Origin of the sequence: Streptomyces cyaneofuscatus, assembly GCF_000718135.1 — a bacterium.
Lineage (GTDB): Bacteria > Actinomycetota > Actinomycetes > Streptomycetales > Streptomycetaceae > Streptomyces > Streptomyces cyaneofuscatus.
In genome coordinates this window covers 88,647-106,412 of sequence record NZ_JOEM01000024.1, presented here as the reverse complement: position 1 = coordinate 106,412, position 17,766 = coordinate 88,647, and the positions used below count along the sequence as shown (strand labels likewise).

Sequence of the window (17,766 nt, the reverse complement as noted above, 5' to 3'; positions counted from 1 at the left end):
GGGGCCCTCCGGGCGCTTCCCTTCGTGTTTCTTTGTCTTGCTGTCCTGCGTTTCCGACTCTATCAGACTCTTTCGTGTCCGATTCCCGGTCGAAGCGGGTCAAGTGGTTTTCCTGCTTTTCGCTTCCAGGTAATTCGCTTTCGCGCTTTTCCCTTTCGGCGAGTCCGACTCTATCAGGCCTTTTCCGTCTTCCTGACCACGTCCCTCGGGCATGCCGAAGAGAGGTTCAGGGTTAGGATCTGGGCTTAAAGGTCGCCGCCGACCCCCGACTCAAAGTCGCGTTGGGGTCAGGCAGGAGTACGACAGTACAGGCCGCCGGGGATCGAGGCAAATCGCTTGCGGTGCACCCCTAGGCCTGTCAACCGGGCGGTCTCGGGCGGAACCGGGACTTCATATGACTTACTCTGCTGAGCAGTACGCCGTCCTCACATCAGCCGCGGCGGCGACACCTGAATCTCCACCCCCTGGGAGGCTCCCCATGACCAACGTGACGTCCCCTCTTGCTGGACGCGCCATCGGACTCACCGCGGTTCCCGACCCGGTCTTCTCCGGCGCGATGGTCGGTCCCGGCACCGCCATCGACCCCGTACGCGAGCCCTCCGAGGCCGTGTCCCCGGTCGACGGCATCGTCGTCTCTCTGCACCCCCACGCGTTCGTCGTCGTCGACGCCGACGGGCACGGGGTGCTGACGCACCTCGGTATCGACACCGTCCAGCTCAACGGCGAGGGCTTCGAGCTGCTCGTCAACAAGGGGGACACGGTGACCCGGGGCCAGAGCATCGTGCGCTGGGACCCGGCCGGCGTCGAGGCGGCCGGTAAGTCACCCATCTGCCCGATCGTGGCCCTGGAGGCCACCGCCGAGTCGCTCTCCGATGTCCGTGAGGACGGGGACGTGAAGGTCGGCGACACGCTGTTCGGCTGGCAGTAACGCCTCGGGCGCAGTGACAAGCCAGTTGCACAACCACCGCGGTGACTCGGTCGCCGCACAACCGGAGACGGGTGAAATGGAGACAACGCTGCGAGGCGTCGGCGTGAGCCACGGTGTGGCCATCGGCGAGGTTCGGCACATGGGTACGGCGGTGCTGGAGCCGCCGGCCAAATCGATTCCCGCCGAGGAGGCCGGTCGCGAACAGGGGCGCGCCCGGCAGGCGGTGGAGGCGGTCGCGGCCGATCTGATCGCGCGCGGCAATCTGGCCGGCGGCGAGGCACAGCACGTGCTCGAGGCGCAGGCCATGATGGCCCAGGACCCCGAGCTGATGTCCGATGTCGACCGGCGTATCGCGGTGGGCAGCACCGCTGAGCGCGCGGTGTACGACGCGTTCGCCGCGTACCGGGCGCTGCTCGCCAACGCCGGGGAGTACCTGGCGGGGCGGGTCGCCGACCTCGACGACGTACGGAACCGGATCGTGGCGCGGCTGCTCGGTGTGCCGATGCCCGGGGTTCCGGACAGCGACGAGCCGTACGTGCTCATCGCGCGCGACCTGGCGCCGGCGGACACGGCGCTGCTCGACCCGACTCTGGTGCTCGGCTTCGTCACCGAGGAGGGCGGGCCGACCAGCCACAGCGCGATTCTGGCGCGGGCGCTCGGTGTGCCGGCCGTGGTGGCTCTGCCCGGCGCCGGTGAGCTGGCCGAGGGCACGGTCGTGGCGGTGGACGGCAGCACGGGCGAGATCTTCGTCGACCCGAGCGCCGAGAAGCGGGCCGAGATGCAGGCCGCCGCCGCTGCTCGTAAGGCTGCGCTGTCCGCCTCGACCGGTCCGGGTGCCACGTCGGACGGGCACAAGGTGCCGCTGCTCGCCAATGTCGGCGGTCCGGGCGATGTGCCCGCGGCGGTCGAGGCGGGGGCCGAGGGTGTCGGGCTGTTCCGCACGGAGTTCCTCTTCCTGGACGACAGCAAGCAGGCTCCTTCCGAGGAGAAGCAGGTAGCGGCCTACCGTGCGGTGCTGGAGGCGTTCCCCGAGGGGCGTGTCGTCGTACGCGTACTGGACGCGGGCGCCGACAAGCCGCTGGACTTCCTGACGCCGGCCGACGAGCCGAACCCGGCGCTCGGTGTCCGGGGGCTGCGCAGCCTGCTGGACCACCCCGATGTGCTGCGTACCCAGCTGACCGCGCTGGCGAAGGCCGCCGAGGGTCTGCCGGTGTACCTGGAGGTCATGGCGCCCATGGTGGCCGACCGCATCGACGCCAAGGCGTTCGCGGACGCGTGCCGTGAGGCCGGGCTGCAGGCGAAGTTCGGCGCGATGGTGGAGATTCCGTCCGCCGCTCTGCGGGCACGGTCGATCCTCCAGGAGGTCGAGTTCCTTTCGCTGGGCACCAACGACCTGGCGCAGTACACCTTCGCGGCCGACCGCCAGGTGGGTGCGGTGTCGCGGCTTCAGGACCCGTGGCAGCCGGCGCTGCTGGATCTTGTCGCGCTGTCCGCCGAGGCGGCTCGTGCCGAGGGCAAGAGCTGTGGTGTCTGTGGTGAGGCCGCGGCGGACCCTCTGCTGGCCTGTGTGCTGACGGGTCTGGGTGTCACCTCGCTCTCCATGGGTGCCGCGTCCATTCCTTATGTACGCGCCACGCTGGCCAAGTACACGCTGGCCCAGTGCGAGCGTGCGGCCAACGCCGCCCGGTCGGCCGACTCCGCCGAAGAGGCGCGCAACGCCGCTCAGGCTGTGCTGTCCGGCGAGTAGTTTGGGTGAGTTGTTTGTCGGAGGGGCTTCCCGCCTGGTGGTGGGGAGCCCCTCCTGCTGTGCGCGCTGTCCTCGTCAGTGGTGCCTTTCCGCGGGTTCGGCCCCGATGTCGAAGCCCGCGCTGTACTCCACGCCGGATTCCGGGGAGACGGGCTCTCCGGTCTCGGCGTCGGTGCAGTAGGCGTTGAAGACCTCACCCGCGGTGAGCGGGGCGAGGGCGCCGTACGCGAGGCGCCAGCCGTGGACGCGGTCCGGGCTGTCGGGGGTGCTGGTGCGGAGCACCACTCCCCCGGGTGTTTCCAGGGCGATCGCCACCGCGAGCACCGTGGCGAACTCCGCTCCTTCCGAGGCGTCCAGGCGGGCCGGGCCCGTGGCGTCGCGGTGGGTGTGGAGCACCGCGAGGAGCTGGTCGTTCTCCGTCGGGGTGGAGCAGACCAGGTGGTGGGTGCCCGGGCCCGCCGTTTCCAGCAGGCGGGTCAGGAGGTGGGAGGCCCGGTCGAAGGCGGCCCGCCCGATGTCCTGGCCGCACTCCGCGCAGGCGCCGAGGTCGGCGAGGAGGAGCGTGGCGTACTCCCAGGTGGCCTGGCGGACCGCGCGGGAGACCAGGAGCGGGATGAGATCGGTCAGGCGTTGGCCGGTGTAGGCGACGGTGGCTCCGGCGGCGGCGATCTCGGCGGTGAAGCGGCTGCGGCTGGCGCCGGTGTCGGCGTCCAGTCCGGACTCCGCGCAGAAATCGGCGTAGTCCTCCGGGTCGAAGAGCGCCACCGTGGTGTGCATGCCCTGGGCGGCCAGGGACTTGAGCAGACCTTCGACCTGGTGCAGGTAGGCGGTGTGGTCGTCGAAGGGGAAGGTGCGGTAGCGGCGCATGGCCGCGAAGTCCTGGGCGTCGACCAGGAGGCCGACGGTGCTGGGGGCTTCGCGGCGCAGTGTGCGTCGCAGAGTGGTGCCGTGTCGTGTGGTGGCGTGTTTCGAGCTGTGTTTGGTGTTCGGCTTGATGGTGCGCTTGGTGTTTTCCTGCTGCGCCATGTGTCCCCCTGTGCGCGGTGAATCCTTGCTCACTCAGCGTAATCAGGAGGACTGACAATCGGTCAGCGGCGGCGGTTCGCGGCCAGTTCGGCGTAGAAGTGGAGCAGGTCGAGGTTGTCGACCGAGCCCGGGTTGACCGCCTTGGCGAGCTCGGTGCCCTGGAGCAGGCGCTTGACCGGGACCTCGATGCGCTTGCCGGTGAGGGTGTGCGGGATGGCGGGGACCTCGATGACCTCGTCCGGTACGTGGCGCGGGGAGAGGTTCTCGCGGATGGTCGCCTTGATCGCGGCGCGCAGGTCGTCGTCGAGGGTGGCGCCTTCGGTGAGGTGGACGAAGAGCGGCATCCAGTATCCGCCGTCGGGTTCTTCGATCCCGATGACGAGGGACTCGCGGATCTCGGGGAGCCGTTCGACGGCCTCGTAGATGTCGGCGGAGCCCATGCGGACGCCCTGGCGGTTCAGGGTGGAGTCGGAGCGGCCGTGGATGATCACCGAGCCGTGGTCGGTGATGGTGATCCAGTCGCCGTGGCGCCAGACGCCGGGGTACATGTCGAAGTAGCTGTCGTGGTAGCGGGAGCCGTCGGGGTCGTTCCAGAAGCGGATCGGCATGGAGGGGAGCGGGTTGGTGACGACCAGTTCGCCCACCTCGCCGGTGAGGGGCTTGCCCGAGGGGTCCCAGGACTGGAGGTCGGTGCCGAGGCAGGGGGCCTGGAGTTCGCCGATGTGGACGGGGAGGGTGGGGACGGCTCCGGCGAAGCAGCTGCAGACGTCGGTGCCGCCGCTGACCGAGGCGATCCAGAGGTCTTCGGCCACCTCGTCGTGGAGCCAGCGGAAGCCGTCGGGCGGGAGCGGGGAGCCGGTGGTGGCGACGCACTGGACGCGGGAGAGGTCGAAGTCGCGGCCGGGGTGGATGCCGGCCTTGCGGCAGGCCATGACGTACGCGGCGGAGGTGCCGTACAGGGTGGCGCCGGTCTGTTCGGCGATCCGCCACTGGGCACTGACGTCCGGGTAGCCGGGGCTGCCGTCGTACAGGACGACGGTGGTGCCGGTGAGGAGGCCGGAGACGAGGAAGTTCCACATCATCCAGCCGGTGGAGGTGTACCAGAAGAAGCGGTCCTCGGGGCCGAGGTCGCAGTGGAGGCCGAGCTGCTTGAAGTGTTCGAGCAGGATGCCGCCCTGGGACTGGACGATGGCCTTGGGCAGGCCGGTGGTGCCGGAGGAGTAGAGGACCCAGAGCGGGTGGCCGAAGGGGATCTGTTCGAAGACCGGCTCGGTGTCGGCGGAGGTGAGGGCGGCCCAGGCGAGGGCGCCTTCGGGGGCGTCGGTACCGAGGAGCGGGATGTGGACGACGGCGCGGAGGGTGGGCAGTTCGCGGCGGAGTTCGGCGACGGTCTCCGTACGGTCGTGCTCCTTGCCGCCGTAGCGGTAGCCGTCGACGGTGAAGAGGACGACGGGTTCGATCTGCTGGAAGCGGTCCAGGACGCTGCGGGCGCCGAAGTCGGGGGCGCAGGAGGTCCAGACGCCGCCGACGGCCGCGGTGGCGAGGAAGGCGACGACGGCCTGCGGGATGTTGGGGAGGTAGCCGCTGACGCGGTCGCCGGGGGTGACGCCGAGGGCGCGGAGTTCGGCGGCGAGCGCGCCGACCTGGCGGCGGAGGTCGGCCCAGCTGATGGGTACCTGGGTGTGGGTCTCGTCGACGTACAGGAGGGCCGGGGTGTCGGCGCGGGCCGGGTCCTCGGCGGTGCGCAGGGCGTGCTCGGCGTAGTTGAGGGTGGCGCCGGGGAACCAGGCGGCGCCGGGCATGGTGCGGTCGCCGAGGACGCTCTCGTACGGCGTGGAGAAGCGGATGTCGAACCACTCGGCGACGGCCTGCCAGAAGGTGTCGAGCTCGTCGACGGACCAGCGGTGCAGGGCCGCGTACCCGCCCTCGGCCGGAGCCCCGAAGCGGCTCGCGGCCCAGCTCTGGAAGCGGGTCACGGCCGCGGCCTCGATGCGCTCGGGGCTGGGCTGCCAGAGGGGGGCGTCGGGCGTGGCTGCGGTCATGGGGCGGCTCCCTGGCTGGACGGGTACGCGGGTGGCGTGTCGGCGCGCACGGGCTGGGGTGTGCGCGTGAGCGGCTGACACGGACGATGCCATGTGATCGTCTTCGGCACCAGGGTGGCCCGGCGTGATGCGGGCTTCGATTCCTCGGCCGAGGCGGGTGAACGGGAGTTGAACGGGAGGTTCTGCGGTCCTGGCGGGTGGCAGGGTGTGCGCCATGGACGGTCGTGACCTGGTGCGTCGGGTGAGGTTGGTCGGTTCGGTACGGGGGCTGCGCACGGTGCGCGCGGCCTGGCGGCGCAGGTCGGCGGACGCGCGTGCGCTGCCTCCGCGCGGTGCGGAGCGGGCCCGCGTGCCCGGTGCGCTTGTGGGGGCGGAGCCGGGGCCCGGTGGGGGTGTGGTGCGGTTCGCCCGGTCGGAGCTGCGGATCCGGGTGGCGGTGGGGGGTGCGGTGTTCTGGGCGTGGGACGGGGCGGATCCGCTGCCGTCGTACGCCCTGGCGGGTGAGGTGCCGGCGGCGGATCCGCGGGCGGTGCTGGAGCCGGACAAGGACGGCGGCTGGCAGGTGGTCTCCGAGCGGCTGACCGTGGTGGTGTCGCGGACGGGTGCGGTGGAGCTGCGGACGCCGGGCGGGGTGCTGCTGCGCCGCGAGCTGCCGCCGCGCTGGTGGGAGCCGGTGGGCGGGGGCGCGGTGCGGTGGGTGCAGCGGTCGGAGGTGCCGGCGGACGCGCGGTTCTTCGGGCTCGGCGGGCGGGCGTCGGGGCCCCGGCTGCGGGACGGGGCGTACGGGCTGTGGAACACGGACCCGGGCGGGCGGTTCGGTCCGGGGGACGATCCGCTGTATCTGACGATGCCGGTGCAGGTGGTGGTGTCGGACGCGGGGACCCATCTGGCGTTCCATGACAACACCTGGGCGGGCCGGGTGGTGGTGCGGGAGGGCGAGGAGGGTGCGGGCTCCGGGCATGACCGGCCGGGCACGTGCGAGGTGCGGATGGAGGGCGGTCCGCTGCGGTGCTGGGTGGTGGCGGGGACGCCGGCCCGGGTGCTGCGGGGGTGGACGGCGTTGACGGGGGCGCCGGCGGTGCCGCCGTCGTGGGCGCTGGGGCCGCAGCACGCCCGGTGGGGGTTCGGGAGTGAGCGGGAGGTGCGGCGGGTGGTGGCCGGGTACCGGGAGCGGGGGCTTCCGCTGTCGGTGCTGCATCTGGACATCGACCACTACGACGCGCACCGGGTGTTCACGGTCGACCGGGAGCGGTTCCCTGCCCTGCCCGGGCTGGCGAAGGAGCTGCGCGACGAGGGCGTGCGGCTGGTGTCGATCGTGGATCCGGCGGTGAAGGCGGCGCCGGGGGACGCGGTGTTCGACGCGGGTGTGGCGCTCGGGGAGCGTGGGGCGTACGTCCGGGACGCGCGGGGGCGGGTCGTGGTGGGTGAGGTGTGGCCCGGGGCCTGCGTCTATCCGGATTTCACTGATCCGGTTGTGCGGGAATGGTGGGGATCTCTGTACGAGGAGCGGCTGGCGCAGGGCTTCTCGGGGCTCTGGCACGACATGAACGAGCCGGTGTCATTCACCGCGTTCGGGGACCCGTCGCTGCCGCGTTCGGCCCGGCATGTCCTGGAGGGCGCGGGCGGCGACCATCGCGAGGCGCACAACGTGTACGGGCTGGCGATGGCGCGTGCCGGGTACGAGGGGCTGCTCCGGCTGCGCCCTGAGGAGCGGCCGTTCCTGTTCTCGCGGTCGGGGTGGGCGGGGATGCAGAGGTACGGGGGCACCTGGTCCGGTGATGTGTCGACCGGGTGGCCGGGGCTGCGGGCCTCGCTCTCGCTGGTGCTGGGACTCGGGCTGTGCGGGGTGCCGTACTCGGGTCCGGATGTGGGCGGGTTCGACGGGTTCCCGTCGCCGGAGCTGTATCTGCGGTGGTTCCAGCTGGGCGCGTACCTGCCGCTGTTCCGGACCCATTCGGCGATCGACGCGGGGCGCCGGGAGCCGTGGGAGTTCGGGCCGGAGGTGCTGGAGCACGCGCGGGGGGCGCTGGTGGAGCGGGACCGGCTGCACCCGTACTTCGTGACGCTGTCGCACGTGGCGCGGCTGTCGGGGGCGCCCTATGTGCGGCCGGTGTGGTGGGCGGCGCCGGGGGACCGGGCGTTGCGGGGGTGCGAGGACGCGTTCCTGCTGGGCGATGCGCTGCTGGTGGCGCCGGTGATGGAGAGCGGGGCGGAGCGGAGGGTGGTGCGGCTGCCCCGGGGGCGCTGGTACGACACGGCGACCGGGCGGGCGTACGAGGGGCCGGGGCCGGTGGTGGTCGACGCGCCGCTCTCCCACATTCCGGTGCTGGCCCGGGCGGGGGCCGTCATTCCGGTGCGGGATGCGGACGGGGAGCTGGAGCTGGAGGTGTGGGCGCCGGCTCCGGGGCGTACTGGGGGCGGTCTTGTGGTCCGGGACCCGGGTGACGGGTGGGCCGAGGCCGAGGTGGAGCGGTATGTGGCGCGGTGGGAGGGCGACCGGGTCGTGGTGGAGCGGGACGGTCGGGAGGGGGCGGGGGCGGTGGGGCTTCCGGTGCGGGTGCGGGGGGTGGAGGGGTAGGGGGCGCGTCCCCCCCAGGCGGAGCCCCGTACGCCTCTGGCGGAGCCCCGTACGCCTCAGCCGTACCGGCCCGCGAACCAGGCGTCCACCGCTTCCGTGTGCAGCGGGAAGGCCAGCGGGCGCGGGGCGTGGAGGATCTCGTACCCCGTCGTCTCGTGGGTGGGGACGGAGGGCGGCAGGCTCGCGAGGGGGCGGGGCGGGAGGAGGCCGAAGAGCAGGAGGTGGCCGGCGGTGTCACTGAGGGCGTCGGCGAGGCGGACGTCCTGTTCGTCGGCCTCGATCCCGGTCTCCTCCCGCAGTTCGCGGACGACCGCGTGGCGCCAGTCCTCGGCGTGGTCGATGAAGCCGCCGGGCAGCGCCGTGCCGCCCTTCTGCGGCTGGATGGTGCGCGTGATGACGACGAGTCCGAGTGAGGCCGGGCCGGTCACGGGGAGCAGGGCCACGGCGACCGGGAGCGGGTTGCGGTAGGCGGTGGTGCCGCAGCGCGGGCAGGTGCGGGGCCAGGTGCCGGGAGCGGTCAGGGCGGGGTACGGGGCTCCGCAGGTGGAGCAGTGGGAGTCCCTGACGTACGGGGTCGGCTGCCGGCCGGTTGTCGGGGCGGGGCTGTCGGTGGGCTCGGACACGGGCGGACTGTATCCGATCGTCCTTCCGCGGGGGCGGCGAAGCTGATAGACGGTGTGCCCATGACAGGAATGCGTACCGCTCTCCGCGCCTTGGCCACCGCTGCCGCCGTCACCGCGCTGCTCGCCACCGCGGGCCTCTCCCCCGCGTCCGTCTCCCCCGCGGCCGCTCAGGTCCGGCCCGGATCCGCTTCGGCGGACGCCCGCTCCGAACCGAAGGCTCCCGATGGGTTCGTGGCGTTGCGTTCGGTGGATCCGACGATCATCCAGGAGATGCGCTACACCACGGCGCACACCTTCCTCGGCGAGCGCGTCGACGGATACCGACAGCCGGTCTGCATCCTGACCCGGCCCGCCGCCCGCGCTCTGCATCTGGCGCAGAAGCGGCTGTTGCGGCAGGGGTACGCGCTGAAGGTGTACGACTGTTACCGGCCGCAGCGGGCGGTGGACCACTTCGTGCGCTGGGCGAAGGATCTCGACGACCAGTCCATGAAGGGGGAGTTCTATCCGCTGGTGGACAAGAGCCGGTTGTTCGAGGACGGTTACATCGCGGAGAAGTCCGGGCACAGCAGGGGCAGCACGGTGGACCTGACGCTGGTCCGGCTGCCGGCTCTGCCGACCAGGCCGTACCGTCCGGGCGAGCGGCTGACGCCCTGCTTCGCACCGAAGGACGAGCGCTTCCCCGACAACTCGGTGGACATGGGGACCGGTTACGACTGCTTCGACACCCTGTCGCACACGGACGACCCCCGGATACAGGGCGTGCAGCGCGCCAACCGGCAGTTCCTGAAGCGGACGTTGACCGAGGTGGGGTTCGTGAACCTGCCGGAGGAGTGGTGGCACTTCACCCACAAGCCCGAGCTGTTCCCGGACACCTATTTCGACTTCCCGGTCGATCGCAGGGCGGTGGCGGGGCGCTGAAAGAACGGGCGACCGGGACCACCCCCGTGGGCTCCGGCCGCCCGTTCTTCCTTTCGGACGCGAAAGGGGCGTGTTCGGTTGCCGGTCGGGCGGCTACGGTGCCCGTATGTCACAGCAGACGTTCGATTCGTACGAGGAATTCTGGCCGTACTACGTCGCGATGCACTCCCGCGCCGCCACCCGCTGGGTCCATCTGACCGGCACGCTCACCGGTCTCGCGATCACGGCTTACGGGCTGGCGCGGGGGCGGAAGCGGTATCTGGCGGCGCTGCCGCTGATCGGGTACGGCACGGCCTGGCCCGCGCATTTCCTGATCGAGAAGAACAACCCGGCGACCTTCGGGCATCCGGCGTGGTCGCTGCGCGGGGACGCGCAGATGATCGGAATGATGCTGGCCGGCCGGAACGACGAGCTGGCGGAGACCGCGGCGAAGTGGCTCGCCGAGAACGGATGAGTCGCGTGCGGAGGGGCTCTGATGGCCGCGTGCGGAGCGGCTCTCCTGGTCGCTCCTCTCGCCGGGGGACGCCGCCCGTGGCACACTTCTGACGTTCCGTCAGACTCCGTGCCGGGGAGGGGCTTTGCCGCATACGCGCATACCCGTGGTGGCCGGTTGGTTCACCGAGGACACCGCGGAGGAGGAGTTCCGGCTGCTGGGCACCCGCTGCTCGGGCTGCCGGTCGGTCCACTTCCCCCGCGAGGACGGCCACTGCCGCAATCCGGGCTGCCCCGGCGGGGAGCTGGAGGAGGTTCCGCTGTCGAAGCGGGGCACGGTGTGGTCCTGCACCGACGGGCGCTACCGGCCCCCTCCCCCGTACGTCAGCGATCCCGGAGTGCCCTGGGTGCCGTACACCCTGGTCGCCGTGGAGCTGGCGGCCGAGCGCATGGTGGTGCTGGGGCAGGCCGCGCCCGGGGTGGGCGTGGACGATCTGCCCGTCGGCTCGGTGGTCGAGGTGGTGCCGGGTGTCCTGGACGAGGACCGGGCGGCCGGCACCGTACACACGACGTGGAACTGGCGGCCCGTGGCGGCGGGGGCTCTGTCGTGACCGGCGATGTGGCCGTCCTCGGGGCCGGGATGCACCCGTGGGGCAAGTGGGGGCGCGGCTTCGTCACGTACGGGCAGGCCGCCGCGCGTGCCGCCCTCGACGACGCGGGCATCGGGTGGCCCGAGGTGGGGTCGGTGGTCGGCGCGCAGACGGTCCGGGGCGGCTATCCGGGGTACGTGGCCGGGGCGACGTTCGCGCGGGCGCTGGGGTGGCAGGGGGCGCGGGTGACCTCCGTGTACGCCGCGTGCGCTTCGGGGGCGCAGGCGATCAACACCGCGCGGGCCCAGATCCTGGCGGGGATGGCGGACGTCGTTCTGGTGGTGGGGGCCGACGCGGCGCCCAAGGGGTTCTTCGCCCCGGCGGGCGGGGAACGGCGGGACGATCCGGACTGGCTGCGGTTCCGGGTGCTCGGGGCGACGAACCCGGCGTACTTCGGACTGTACGCGCGCCGCCGGATGGCGCTGTACGGGGATACGCCGGAGGACTTCGCGCTGGTCAAGGTGAAGAACGCGGCGGCGGGGGCGATGAACGCAAACGCCCGCTACCGGAAGCCGGTGACCGCGGAGGAGGTCGCCGCCTCGGCCGTCGTCGCCGATCCGCTGCGGCTGCTGGACATCTGCGCCACGTCCGACGGGGGTGCCGCGCTGGTGCTGAGCAGTGTGGAGTTCGCGCGGCGGCGCGGGGTGGCCGATCCGGTGCGGATCCGGGCCGTCTCGACCGTGACGCCGACGTTCCCGCGCACCGTCCTCGATCTGCCGGACATCGGCACCGACTCGGCGGTGGCCGTGGAACCGTCGCCGAAGAGCTTCCGGTCCTCGATCGCCCGGGCCGCGTACGAGGAGGCGGGGATCGGGCCGGAGGATCTGTCGCTGGCGGAGGTCTACGACCTTTCCACCGCACTGGAGTTGGAGTGGTACGAGGACATCGGACTGTGCGGTGCGGGTGAGGGCGCGAAGCTCGTACGGGAGGGAGCCACCGCGCTGGGCGGCCGCATCCCGGTCAATGTGAGCGGGGGGCTCGCCTCGTTCGGGGAGGCGGTGCCCGCGCAGGCGATCGCCCAAGTGTGCGAGCTGACCTGGCAGTTGCGCGGTCGGGCCGGGGAGCGTCAGGTGCCGGGGGCCCGGGTGGGCATCACGGCGAACCAGGGGTTGTTCGGGCACGGTTCGGCGGTGGTCGCCGTCCGCTGAGAACACCTTTTGCCCGGGCATGGCTTGACGGCTCGTCATGGCCGCAGAACACTCGCAGCCCGGCCCGCCGGACGTCGTGCGGCCCGTACCCCTGTCGGCGGGGGTACGGGCCGTACGCGTACGACCGTGGGAGCGCAGGGCCGTCAGGTGGCGACGGGCCGACCGTCCCGCGCCGCGCGCTCCAGGGCGTGCTCGACGACCGCGATCAGGACGTCGCGTACGGAGGAGCGGTCCCGCGCGTCGCACAGCAGCACCGGGACCTCGGGGTCGAGATCGAGGGCCGCCTGCACGGTCTCGGCGGGGAACTGTCCCGCCCCCTCGAAGCAGTTGACGGCCACGGTGAACGGGATCCGGCGGCGTTCGAAGTAGTCGACCGCGGCGAAGCAGTCCTCCAGGCGCCGGGTGTCGGCGAGGACGACCGCCCCCAGGGCGCCTTGGGCCAGCTCGTCCCAGAGGAACCAGAAGCGGTCCTGGCCCGGCGTGCCGAAGAGGTAGAGGACCAGGTCCTCGCGGACCGTGATCCGGCCGAAGTCCATCGCGACCGTGGTGGTGGTCTTGGACTCGACCCCCTCCAGGTCGTCCACCGGGCGGCCCGCCTCGCTCAGGCGCTCCTCCGTACGCAGCGGTCTGATCTCGCTGACCGCCCCGACCGCCGTCGTCTTGCCGACGCCGAACCCTCCCGCCACCAGGATCTTCAGGGTGACGGGCTCGACGGGCCGCTGCTTGACGCGGCTAGAGCGCCCGAAGGCCATTGATTACCTCGCGAAGAATGTTCACGTCCGGCAGCTCGGCCGGGGGAACGGGACGGGTGACGTGCACCAGCTCGTCCTCGACGAGATCGCCGACCAGGACCCGTACCACCCCTACCGGGAGGTCGAGTTCGGCGGCGAGCTCGGCGATCGACTGGGGCGCGTCGCTGCAGAGTTCGACGATCGTGACGTGTTCGGGCGCGAGCGTCTGGTCCCGGCCGGGGTCCTCGGCCGCCGGTTCGGGCACGACGAGGGCGATCAGGTCGAGCCGGTGCCGGGAGGCGCTGCTGGTGCGCCCCCGGGTCATGGCGTACGGGCGGACGACCGGCCCGGCCTCCGCGTCGTACCACCGCGACGACTGGGGGTCGGCGGCAGTCGTGTCCGTGGAGCCGGAGTCCGTGGGTCCGGGGTCCGTGCCCCGGCGGGAGTCAGCGCTCATGCCCGGCCCTCACCCTCCGGCGGGCAGACCGGTCGTCCGTGGGGCGTTGGCCAGGTGGGCCCCCACGCGCTTGACCATCAGCGTCATCTCGTACGCCACCTGGCCCACGTCGGAGTCCGCGTCGGCCAGGACGGCGAGACAGCTGCCGTCCCCGGCCGCGGTGACGAAGAGGAACGCCTCGTCCAGTTCGACGACGGTCTGACGCACCCGGCCTGCGTCGAAGTGGCGGCCCACGCCCTTGGCGAGGCTGTGGAACCCGGAGGCGACGGCGGCCAGATGCTCGCTGTCCTCCCGGGTCAGATCCTGCGAGGTGCCCGTGGCGAGCCCGTCGCTGGAGAGCACCAGCGCCTTGCGGATGCTGGCGACGCGCTGGACGAGTTCGTCGAGCAGCCAGTTCAGCTCGCCCGAGCCGTGGCGTGCGGGGTTGGGTGCTGCGGCGTTCGGTGCGGTCATCGACCGTCCCCTCCCGGAGTGGTTCCTGGTGCTGTTCCCTCGGGGCCGGTCGCGTCGTATGTGTCCTCGGCGTTCTGCCGACGACCGCGCTGCCAGCCGCGCTGGAGTGAAGCCATGCGGTTGCGTACCTCGTCCGCGTCACGGTCGTAGTCGTCGACCGTGTCCACGGGCGCCCGGTGAGGAGTCCGGTCGGCGGACTCCTCACGGAGCTGATGGGCGAGGCTGGCCTGCCGGACCCGCCGGGGCAGGCCGCCCACGGTGTCGGGGGCGGTCGGGCCGTTCGGCGCCGGAGGACTCTCGGGGCGCGCCTCGGTGGTGCGGGGTGGTTCTGGGGTGTGCGGGGGTTCGGTGGTGCGGCGGCCGGTGGTGCGGCGTGGGTCGGTGGTGCTGAGCGGGTCGGTGGTCCTGAGTGGTGCGGGGGTGCGCTGGGCGGCGCGGGCCGCCCAGGGGGTGGTGTGCGCGACCGGGCCGGTCGGGGTGCGGGGTGCGGTCGCGGGCGGCTCGGCGGCGTCCCGGTGCAGGTCCCCGTCCTGGTCCTGGTGGCGGTCCCGGTCCTGGCCCTGGTCGTCCACCCGGCGGCCCCGGTCGGTGACCAGGGTCGGCGGGGTACGGCGCGGCAGCGGTACCGGGCCCGCGGGGCGCATCGGGCGGACCTCGGCCGTGGGGCCCTCGCCGTGGTCGCGGGCCTGCTGGTGTTGTTCGCGGCCGGTGGACCGGCGCCGGTCCCGGCCGTCGTCACCGTGCGGGCTCCGGTCGTCCTCGCGGCGCGGGTCCCGGCCGTCGTCGCGGCGCAGGTCGCGGGCGCGGAAGATGCCGCCGCGCTCGCTCTCGGTGTCCTCCAGGTCCGAGACGCCGTCGAGTACGGGCCCCAGGGCCGGATCGAGGGCCGGGTCGGAGGCGCGGTCCAGCCGGTCGCCGGTGAGGTCCAGGGGGCCGACCGGGGCTTCCAGCTCCACCGGGCCGTCGAGCACCGCCGGTCCGGTGAGCCCGGTGGGGACCGGAGAGAGCACGGCGGACCGGCCGCCCGCCCTGCGGTCGCCGCCCGATGGGGTGCCGTCGGAGGACGGGGCGTCGCCGTCGGTGCGGCCGCTGCCGATGGCCCGCTCGGCGCGGCGGTCGAGACGGAAGCCGGTGCCGTGGGTGTCGGGGGCCTCGGTAAGGAGGGCCGCCGGGATGAACACGACCGCGGTGGTGCCCCCGTACGGCGATTTCTGAAGGGAGACCCGGACGTTCTGGCGCTGGGCGAGCCGGCTGACCACGAAGAGGCCGAGGCGGTCGGTGTCGGAGAGCTCGAAGTCGGGGGTCTCGGCGAGCCGGAGGTTGGCGTCGAGGAGGACTTCGGGGGGCATGCCGAGACCGCGGTCGTGGATCTCGAGGGTGAAGCCGTTGGAGACGCGTTCGCCGTGCACCTGGACCGCGGTGTGCGGGGGCGAGAAGACGGTGGCGTTCTCCAGGAGTTCGGCGATGAGGTGGGTGAGGTCGGCGACGGCGGGGCCGCCCACGCCGATCCGGGGCAGCCGCCGGACCTCGATGCGTTCGTAGTCCTCGACCTCGGCGACGGCGGCCCGGACCACGTCCATGAGCTGGATGGGTTTGCGCCACTGGCGGGAGGGGGCGGCGCCGGAGAGGATCACGAGCCCCTCGGCGTGGCGCCGCATACGGGTGGTGAGGTGGTCGAGGCGGAACAGGTCGGCCAGCTCGTCGCTGTTCTCGGTGCGGCGCTCCATGGTGTCCAGCAGGGTCAGCTGGCGGTGCAGGAGGACCTGGTTGCGGCGGGCGAGGTTGACGAAGACCTCGGAGACGCCGCGCCGCATGTCCGCCTGCTTGACGGCGGCCTCGACGGCGGCGCGCTGGAGGGTGTTGAGGGCCTGGCCGACCTGGCCGATCTCGTCGCGTTCGTAGGTGAGGTGCGGGGCCTCGGTCTCGACGTCGACCTGTTCGCCGGAGGCCAGCCGCCGCATGACGCTCGGCAGGCGTACGCCGGAGACCTCGTGGGCGTCCTTGCGCAGCCGGGAGAGGTCGCGGACGAGTTCACGGCCGATGCGGACGGAGACGAAGATCGAGATGATCAGGGCCAGGAAGCCGAGGACTCCGGCGATTCCGGCCTGGGCGAGGACCCGGTATCCGGCCGGTTCCGCCCGGTCCTGGAAGCGGTTGCCCATCTCCGTGGAGTCGCCGGCCAGCCGGTCGAGGACGGGTACGGCCGCCGCCTGCCAGCGCTCGGTGTCGACGGCTCCGGGGCGCTTGGTGGGCCCGGCGGCGATCAGGGTGTCCTCGGCCGTGCGCAGCGGTTCGGCGTCCGGGCTGCTCCAGAACTGCTGGACCCGGCGGCGTTCGGCGGCGGGGAGGTTTTCGAGACTGACCTCGTAGAGCAGCTCGCGCTGGGCCACCAGGCCGGATATCTGGCGCAGTTCGGCGGTGGTGAAGCGGCCCGCGATGAGGCTCGAAGCGACGAGCGCGTCCTCGCGCGACAGCATCTCGCGGGCCCTGGATATCCCCACCAGCGCCCGCATCTGCTTGTCCAGCGATCCGTTGTCCGTGGTGTGGAGGCCGTTGAGGAAGCGGTACGCGGGGTCGACGAGGCCGTTGTAGAAGTCCAGCGCCTTCGACCGGCCGATGGTGCGCTTCTCGACGGATTCGCGCAGGGAGTCCAGGCCGTCGACGGCGCTCAGGATCGCGTCGAGGCGGGTGCGGGCCTCGGCGTCGAGCGCCTCGCGGACGTCGTTCTGCCGGGCGCTGTCCCTGACTTCGGCCACGATCCGGTCGGTGTCGGCGCGTTGGCTCAGCAGGAGCGGCAGGGCGTCGGAGGCACGGGGGTCGGCCAGGAAGACCAGGGTCTGCCGGCGTTCGGCCTGGACGACCCGGACCGCTTCCTCCAGGGGGCCGGCGACCTTGTCGACGGTGGTGCTGACGCTCATCAGCTCGCTCGCCTGGCGGCCGGTGATGTACGTGGCGAGGACCCAGAGGCCCGTGAGGGAGACGAGCGGCACCAGCAGCAACGCCACGATCTTCCTGCGGATGGACTTCCCGCGAAAGCGCATGGCCTCCCCCAGATCGGCCCCGCACCGCGGGGGTGGTCTTCTCCCGGTCGTCCCTCGACCCTGCCCCGAGGTCCGCCGTACGTACACCGGCGCGCATCGGAAACGCGGGCGAGGGTCCGTCCTGCGTCAATAAACGGCGCGAGCCTACTACTGACACAGAGACAACTCGAAGACACGTCCGGATGATTTTCAGCCGTCCGGCAAGGATTTGATCATGAGTTGTCCCGGTATTCCCGGAGATGAAATTCGCGAAAGCGACAGAGGATCCCCACCGATCCCCCGAGTTCGGGCCCGGATCAGTTGGCTGGAATTATTCGTTCCGTAGCGTTCTGGGTCTCCGCGGTGGCTTTCAGCGGGAATCTTCGGAGCGGGTGGTTCGTCCATATGTACGGGGTAGACGCACGGCGGGGGCGCGCGCGGCGGTATGGAGTCCATCCGCCCGCGTAGAACCGGCGCAAGCCGGGCAGCCACCCTGAAGTCGGACAGTGGTGGGGAGTTGAAGGACCTTGAGCACGCAGGAGCGCGGGAGCGCCGGAGCACCGGTCGGCACCGCGAGGGCGGATGCCGCGTACGGGGCGAGAGTTCCGCGGCAGTTGTGGGTGGAGGAGCCGGCCAGGAAGCGGCGGATGCCCGATGCGGTGCGGACGGCCGCGGTGCGCGCCGTCCTCATCATGTCGCTGACGATCATCCAGGCGATGGTCGCCTTTCTGAGCACGTTGACCGGTTCCTGGCTGGCCTTCCCGATGGTGCTCAGCAGTGTGGCGAGCACGGTGGTCGCCACCTGGGCGGTGCTGGACGTCTGGGTCACCCGGCAGGTGTGGAACCAGCGCCATGGCGTGGTGTCCGAGCCGAGCAGCACCGCCCGGCAGATGCGCCGGGAGCGGCGGCGGGCCCAGCGGGCGGCGCGAGCGGCCGAGCGGGACGAGGCGGGCGGCAGGATACGCGGCCGCCGGAACGCCGGAGATCTCTCCCGGGCCTGAGGCCTGTCTGCG

At 72.1% G+C, this 17,766-nt stretch carries 15 protein-coding genes; 8 read left to right on the top strand and 7 right to left on the bottom strand.

Features of this window, described 5'->3' with window-relative positions; translation table 11 throughout:
• Nucleotides 1-478: 478 nt before the first annotated feature.
• Together IF17_RS0131190 and ptsP are read left to right on the top strand one after the other, a co-directional pair.
• On the top strand, nucleotides 479-928 hold the full coding sequence (locus IF17_RS0131190; RefSeq protein WP_018512548.1) for a PTS sugar transporter subunit IIA: 450 nt from the start codon (nucleotides 479-481) through the stop codon (nucleotides 926-928).
• A gap of 76 nt (nucleotides 929-1,004) precedes the next feature.
• Nucleotides 1,005-2,675, top strand: coding sequence for a phosphoenolpyruvate--protein phosphotransferase (ptsP, locus tag IF17_RS0131185; RefSeq protein ID WP_030573193.1), 1,671 nt, complete (start codon nucleotides 1,005-1,007; stop codon nucleotides 2,673-2,675).
• A 75-nt stretch (nucleotides 2,676-2,750) separates the two neighbouring features.
• Here the strand turns inward: ptsP and IF17_RS0131180 are convergent, their stop codons facing one another.
• Nucleotides 2,751-3,701, bottom strand: a complete 951-nt coding sequence (locus IF17_RS0131180) for a hypothetical protein (protein WP_030573191.1) — start codon at nucleotides 3,699-3,701, stop codon at nucleotides 2,751-2,753.
• Nucleotides 3,702-3,763: 62 nt separating this feature from the next.
• Nucleotides 3,764-5,743 (bottom strand): acetoacetate--CoA ligase, encoded by a 1,980-nt coding sequence (locus IF17_RS0131175; protein ID WP_030573190.1) that lies wholly within the window; start codon nucleotides 5,741-5,743, stop codon nucleotides 3,764-3,766.
• Between the two features lie 214 nt (nucleotides 5,744-5,957).
• Between IF17_RS0131175 and IF17_RS0131170 the strand changes: the two genes are divergently transcribed.
• Nucleotides 5,958-8,321 carry a glycoside hydrolase family 31 protein gene (locus IF17_RS0131170; RefSeq protein ID WP_030573188.1) on the top strand — a complete coding sequence of 788 codons (2,364 nt, stop codon included), beginning with the start codon at nucleotides 5,958-5,960 and terminating at the stop codon, nucleotides 8,319-8,321.
• Between the two features lie 56 nt (nucleotides 8,322-8,377).
• Here the strand turns inward: IF17_RS0131170 and IF17_RS0131165 are convergent, their stop codons facing one another.
• Complete coding sequence (locus IF17_RS0131165; RefSeq protein ID WP_030573186.1) at nucleotides 8,378-8,944, bottom strand: NUDIX domain-containing protein; 567 nt, start codon at nucleotides 8,942-8,944, stop codon at nucleotides 8,378-8,380.
• 60 nt (nucleotides 8,945-9,004) lie between these two features.
• On the opposite strand from IF17_RS0131165, the gene IF17_RS0131160 reads away from it, so the two are divergent.
• The 4 genes from IF17_RS0131160 (at nucleotide 9,005) to IF17_RS0131145 (ending at nucleotide 12,092) form a co-directional block, all read left to right on the top strand.
• Nucleotides 9,005-9,862 (top strand): M15 family metallopeptidase, encoded by an 858-nt coding sequence (locus IF17_RS0131160; protein ID WP_032772878.1) that lies wholly within the window; start codon nucleotides 9,005-9,007, stop codon nucleotides 9,860-9,862.
• Nucleotides 9,863-9,968: 106 nt separating this feature from the next.
• The gene (locus tag IF17_RS0131155; protein WP_030573178.1) at nucleotides 9,969-10,316 is read left to right on the top strand and encodes an Mpo1-like protein; all 348 of its coding nucleotides are present in this window, start codon (nucleotides 9,969-9,971) and stop codon (nucleotides 10,314-10,316) included.
• A gap of 124 nt (nucleotides 10,317-10,440) precedes the next feature.
• Entirely contained in the window at nucleotides 10,441-10,905 is a 465-nt protein-coding gene (locus IF17_RS0131150; RefSeq protein ID WP_237667011.1) for a Zn-ribbon domain-containing OB-fold protein, read from the top strand.
• The gene (locus tag IF17_RS0131145; protein WP_030573174.1) at nucleotides 10,902-12,092 is read left to right on the top strand and encodes a lipid-transfer protein; all 1,191 of its coding nucleotides are present in this window, start codon (nucleotides 10,902-10,904) and stop codon (nucleotides 12,090-12,092) included. The genes IF17_RS0131150 and IF17_RS0131145 overlap by 4 nt, the downstream gene beginning before the upstream one ends.
• A 143-nt stretch (nucleotides 12,093-12,235) precedes the next feature.
• On the opposite strand, the gene IF17_RS0131140 is transcribed toward IF17_RS0131145, so the two are convergent.
• Genes IF17_RS0131140 through IF17_RS0131125 form a run of 4 tightly spaced genes read right to left on the bottom strand, consistent with a single transcriptional unit; the run spans nucleotide 12,236 to nucleotide 16,774 of the window.
• On the bottom strand, nucleotides 12,236-12,844 hold the full coding sequence (locus IF17_RS0131140) for a GTP-binding protein (RefSeq protein ID WP_030573172.1): 609 nt from the start codon (nucleotides 12,842-12,844) through the stop codon (nucleotides 12,236-12,238).
• A complete protein-coding gene (locus IF17_RS0131135) occupies nucleotides 12,825-13,280 on the bottom strand; it encodes a DUF742 domain-containing protein (protein WP_030573168.1) in 456 nt (151 codons plus the stop codon). The genes IF17_RS0131140 and IF17_RS0131135 overlap by 20 nt, the downstream gene beginning before the upstream one ends.
• A 9-nt stretch (nucleotides 13,281-13,289) precedes the next feature.
• Nucleotides 13,290-13,733: a roadblock/LC7 domain-containing protein gene (locus tag IF17_RS0131130; protein WP_015607287.1), complete on the bottom strand. Its 444-nt coding sequence runs from the start codon at nucleotides 13,731-13,733 to the stop codon at nucleotides 13,290-13,292.
• Nucleotides 13,730-16,774, bottom strand: a complete 3,045-nt coding sequence (locus IF17_RS0131125; RefSeq protein ID WP_030573165.1) for a sensor histidine kinase — start codon at nucleotides 16,772-16,774, stop codon at nucleotides 13,730-13,732. Before IF17_RS0131125 ends, IF17_RS0131130 begins: the two co-directional genes overlap by 4 nt.
• A gap of 626 nt (nucleotides 16,775-17,400) precedes the next feature.
• Between IF17_RS0131125 and IF17_RS0131120 the strand changes: the two genes are divergently transcribed.
• Entirely contained in the window at nucleotides 17,401-17,754 is a 354-nt protein-coding gene (locus IF17_RS0131120; protein ID WP_018512535.1) for a hypothetical protein, read from the top strand.
• The last annotated feature ends 12 nt before the right edge of the window (nucleotides 17,755-17,766 follow it).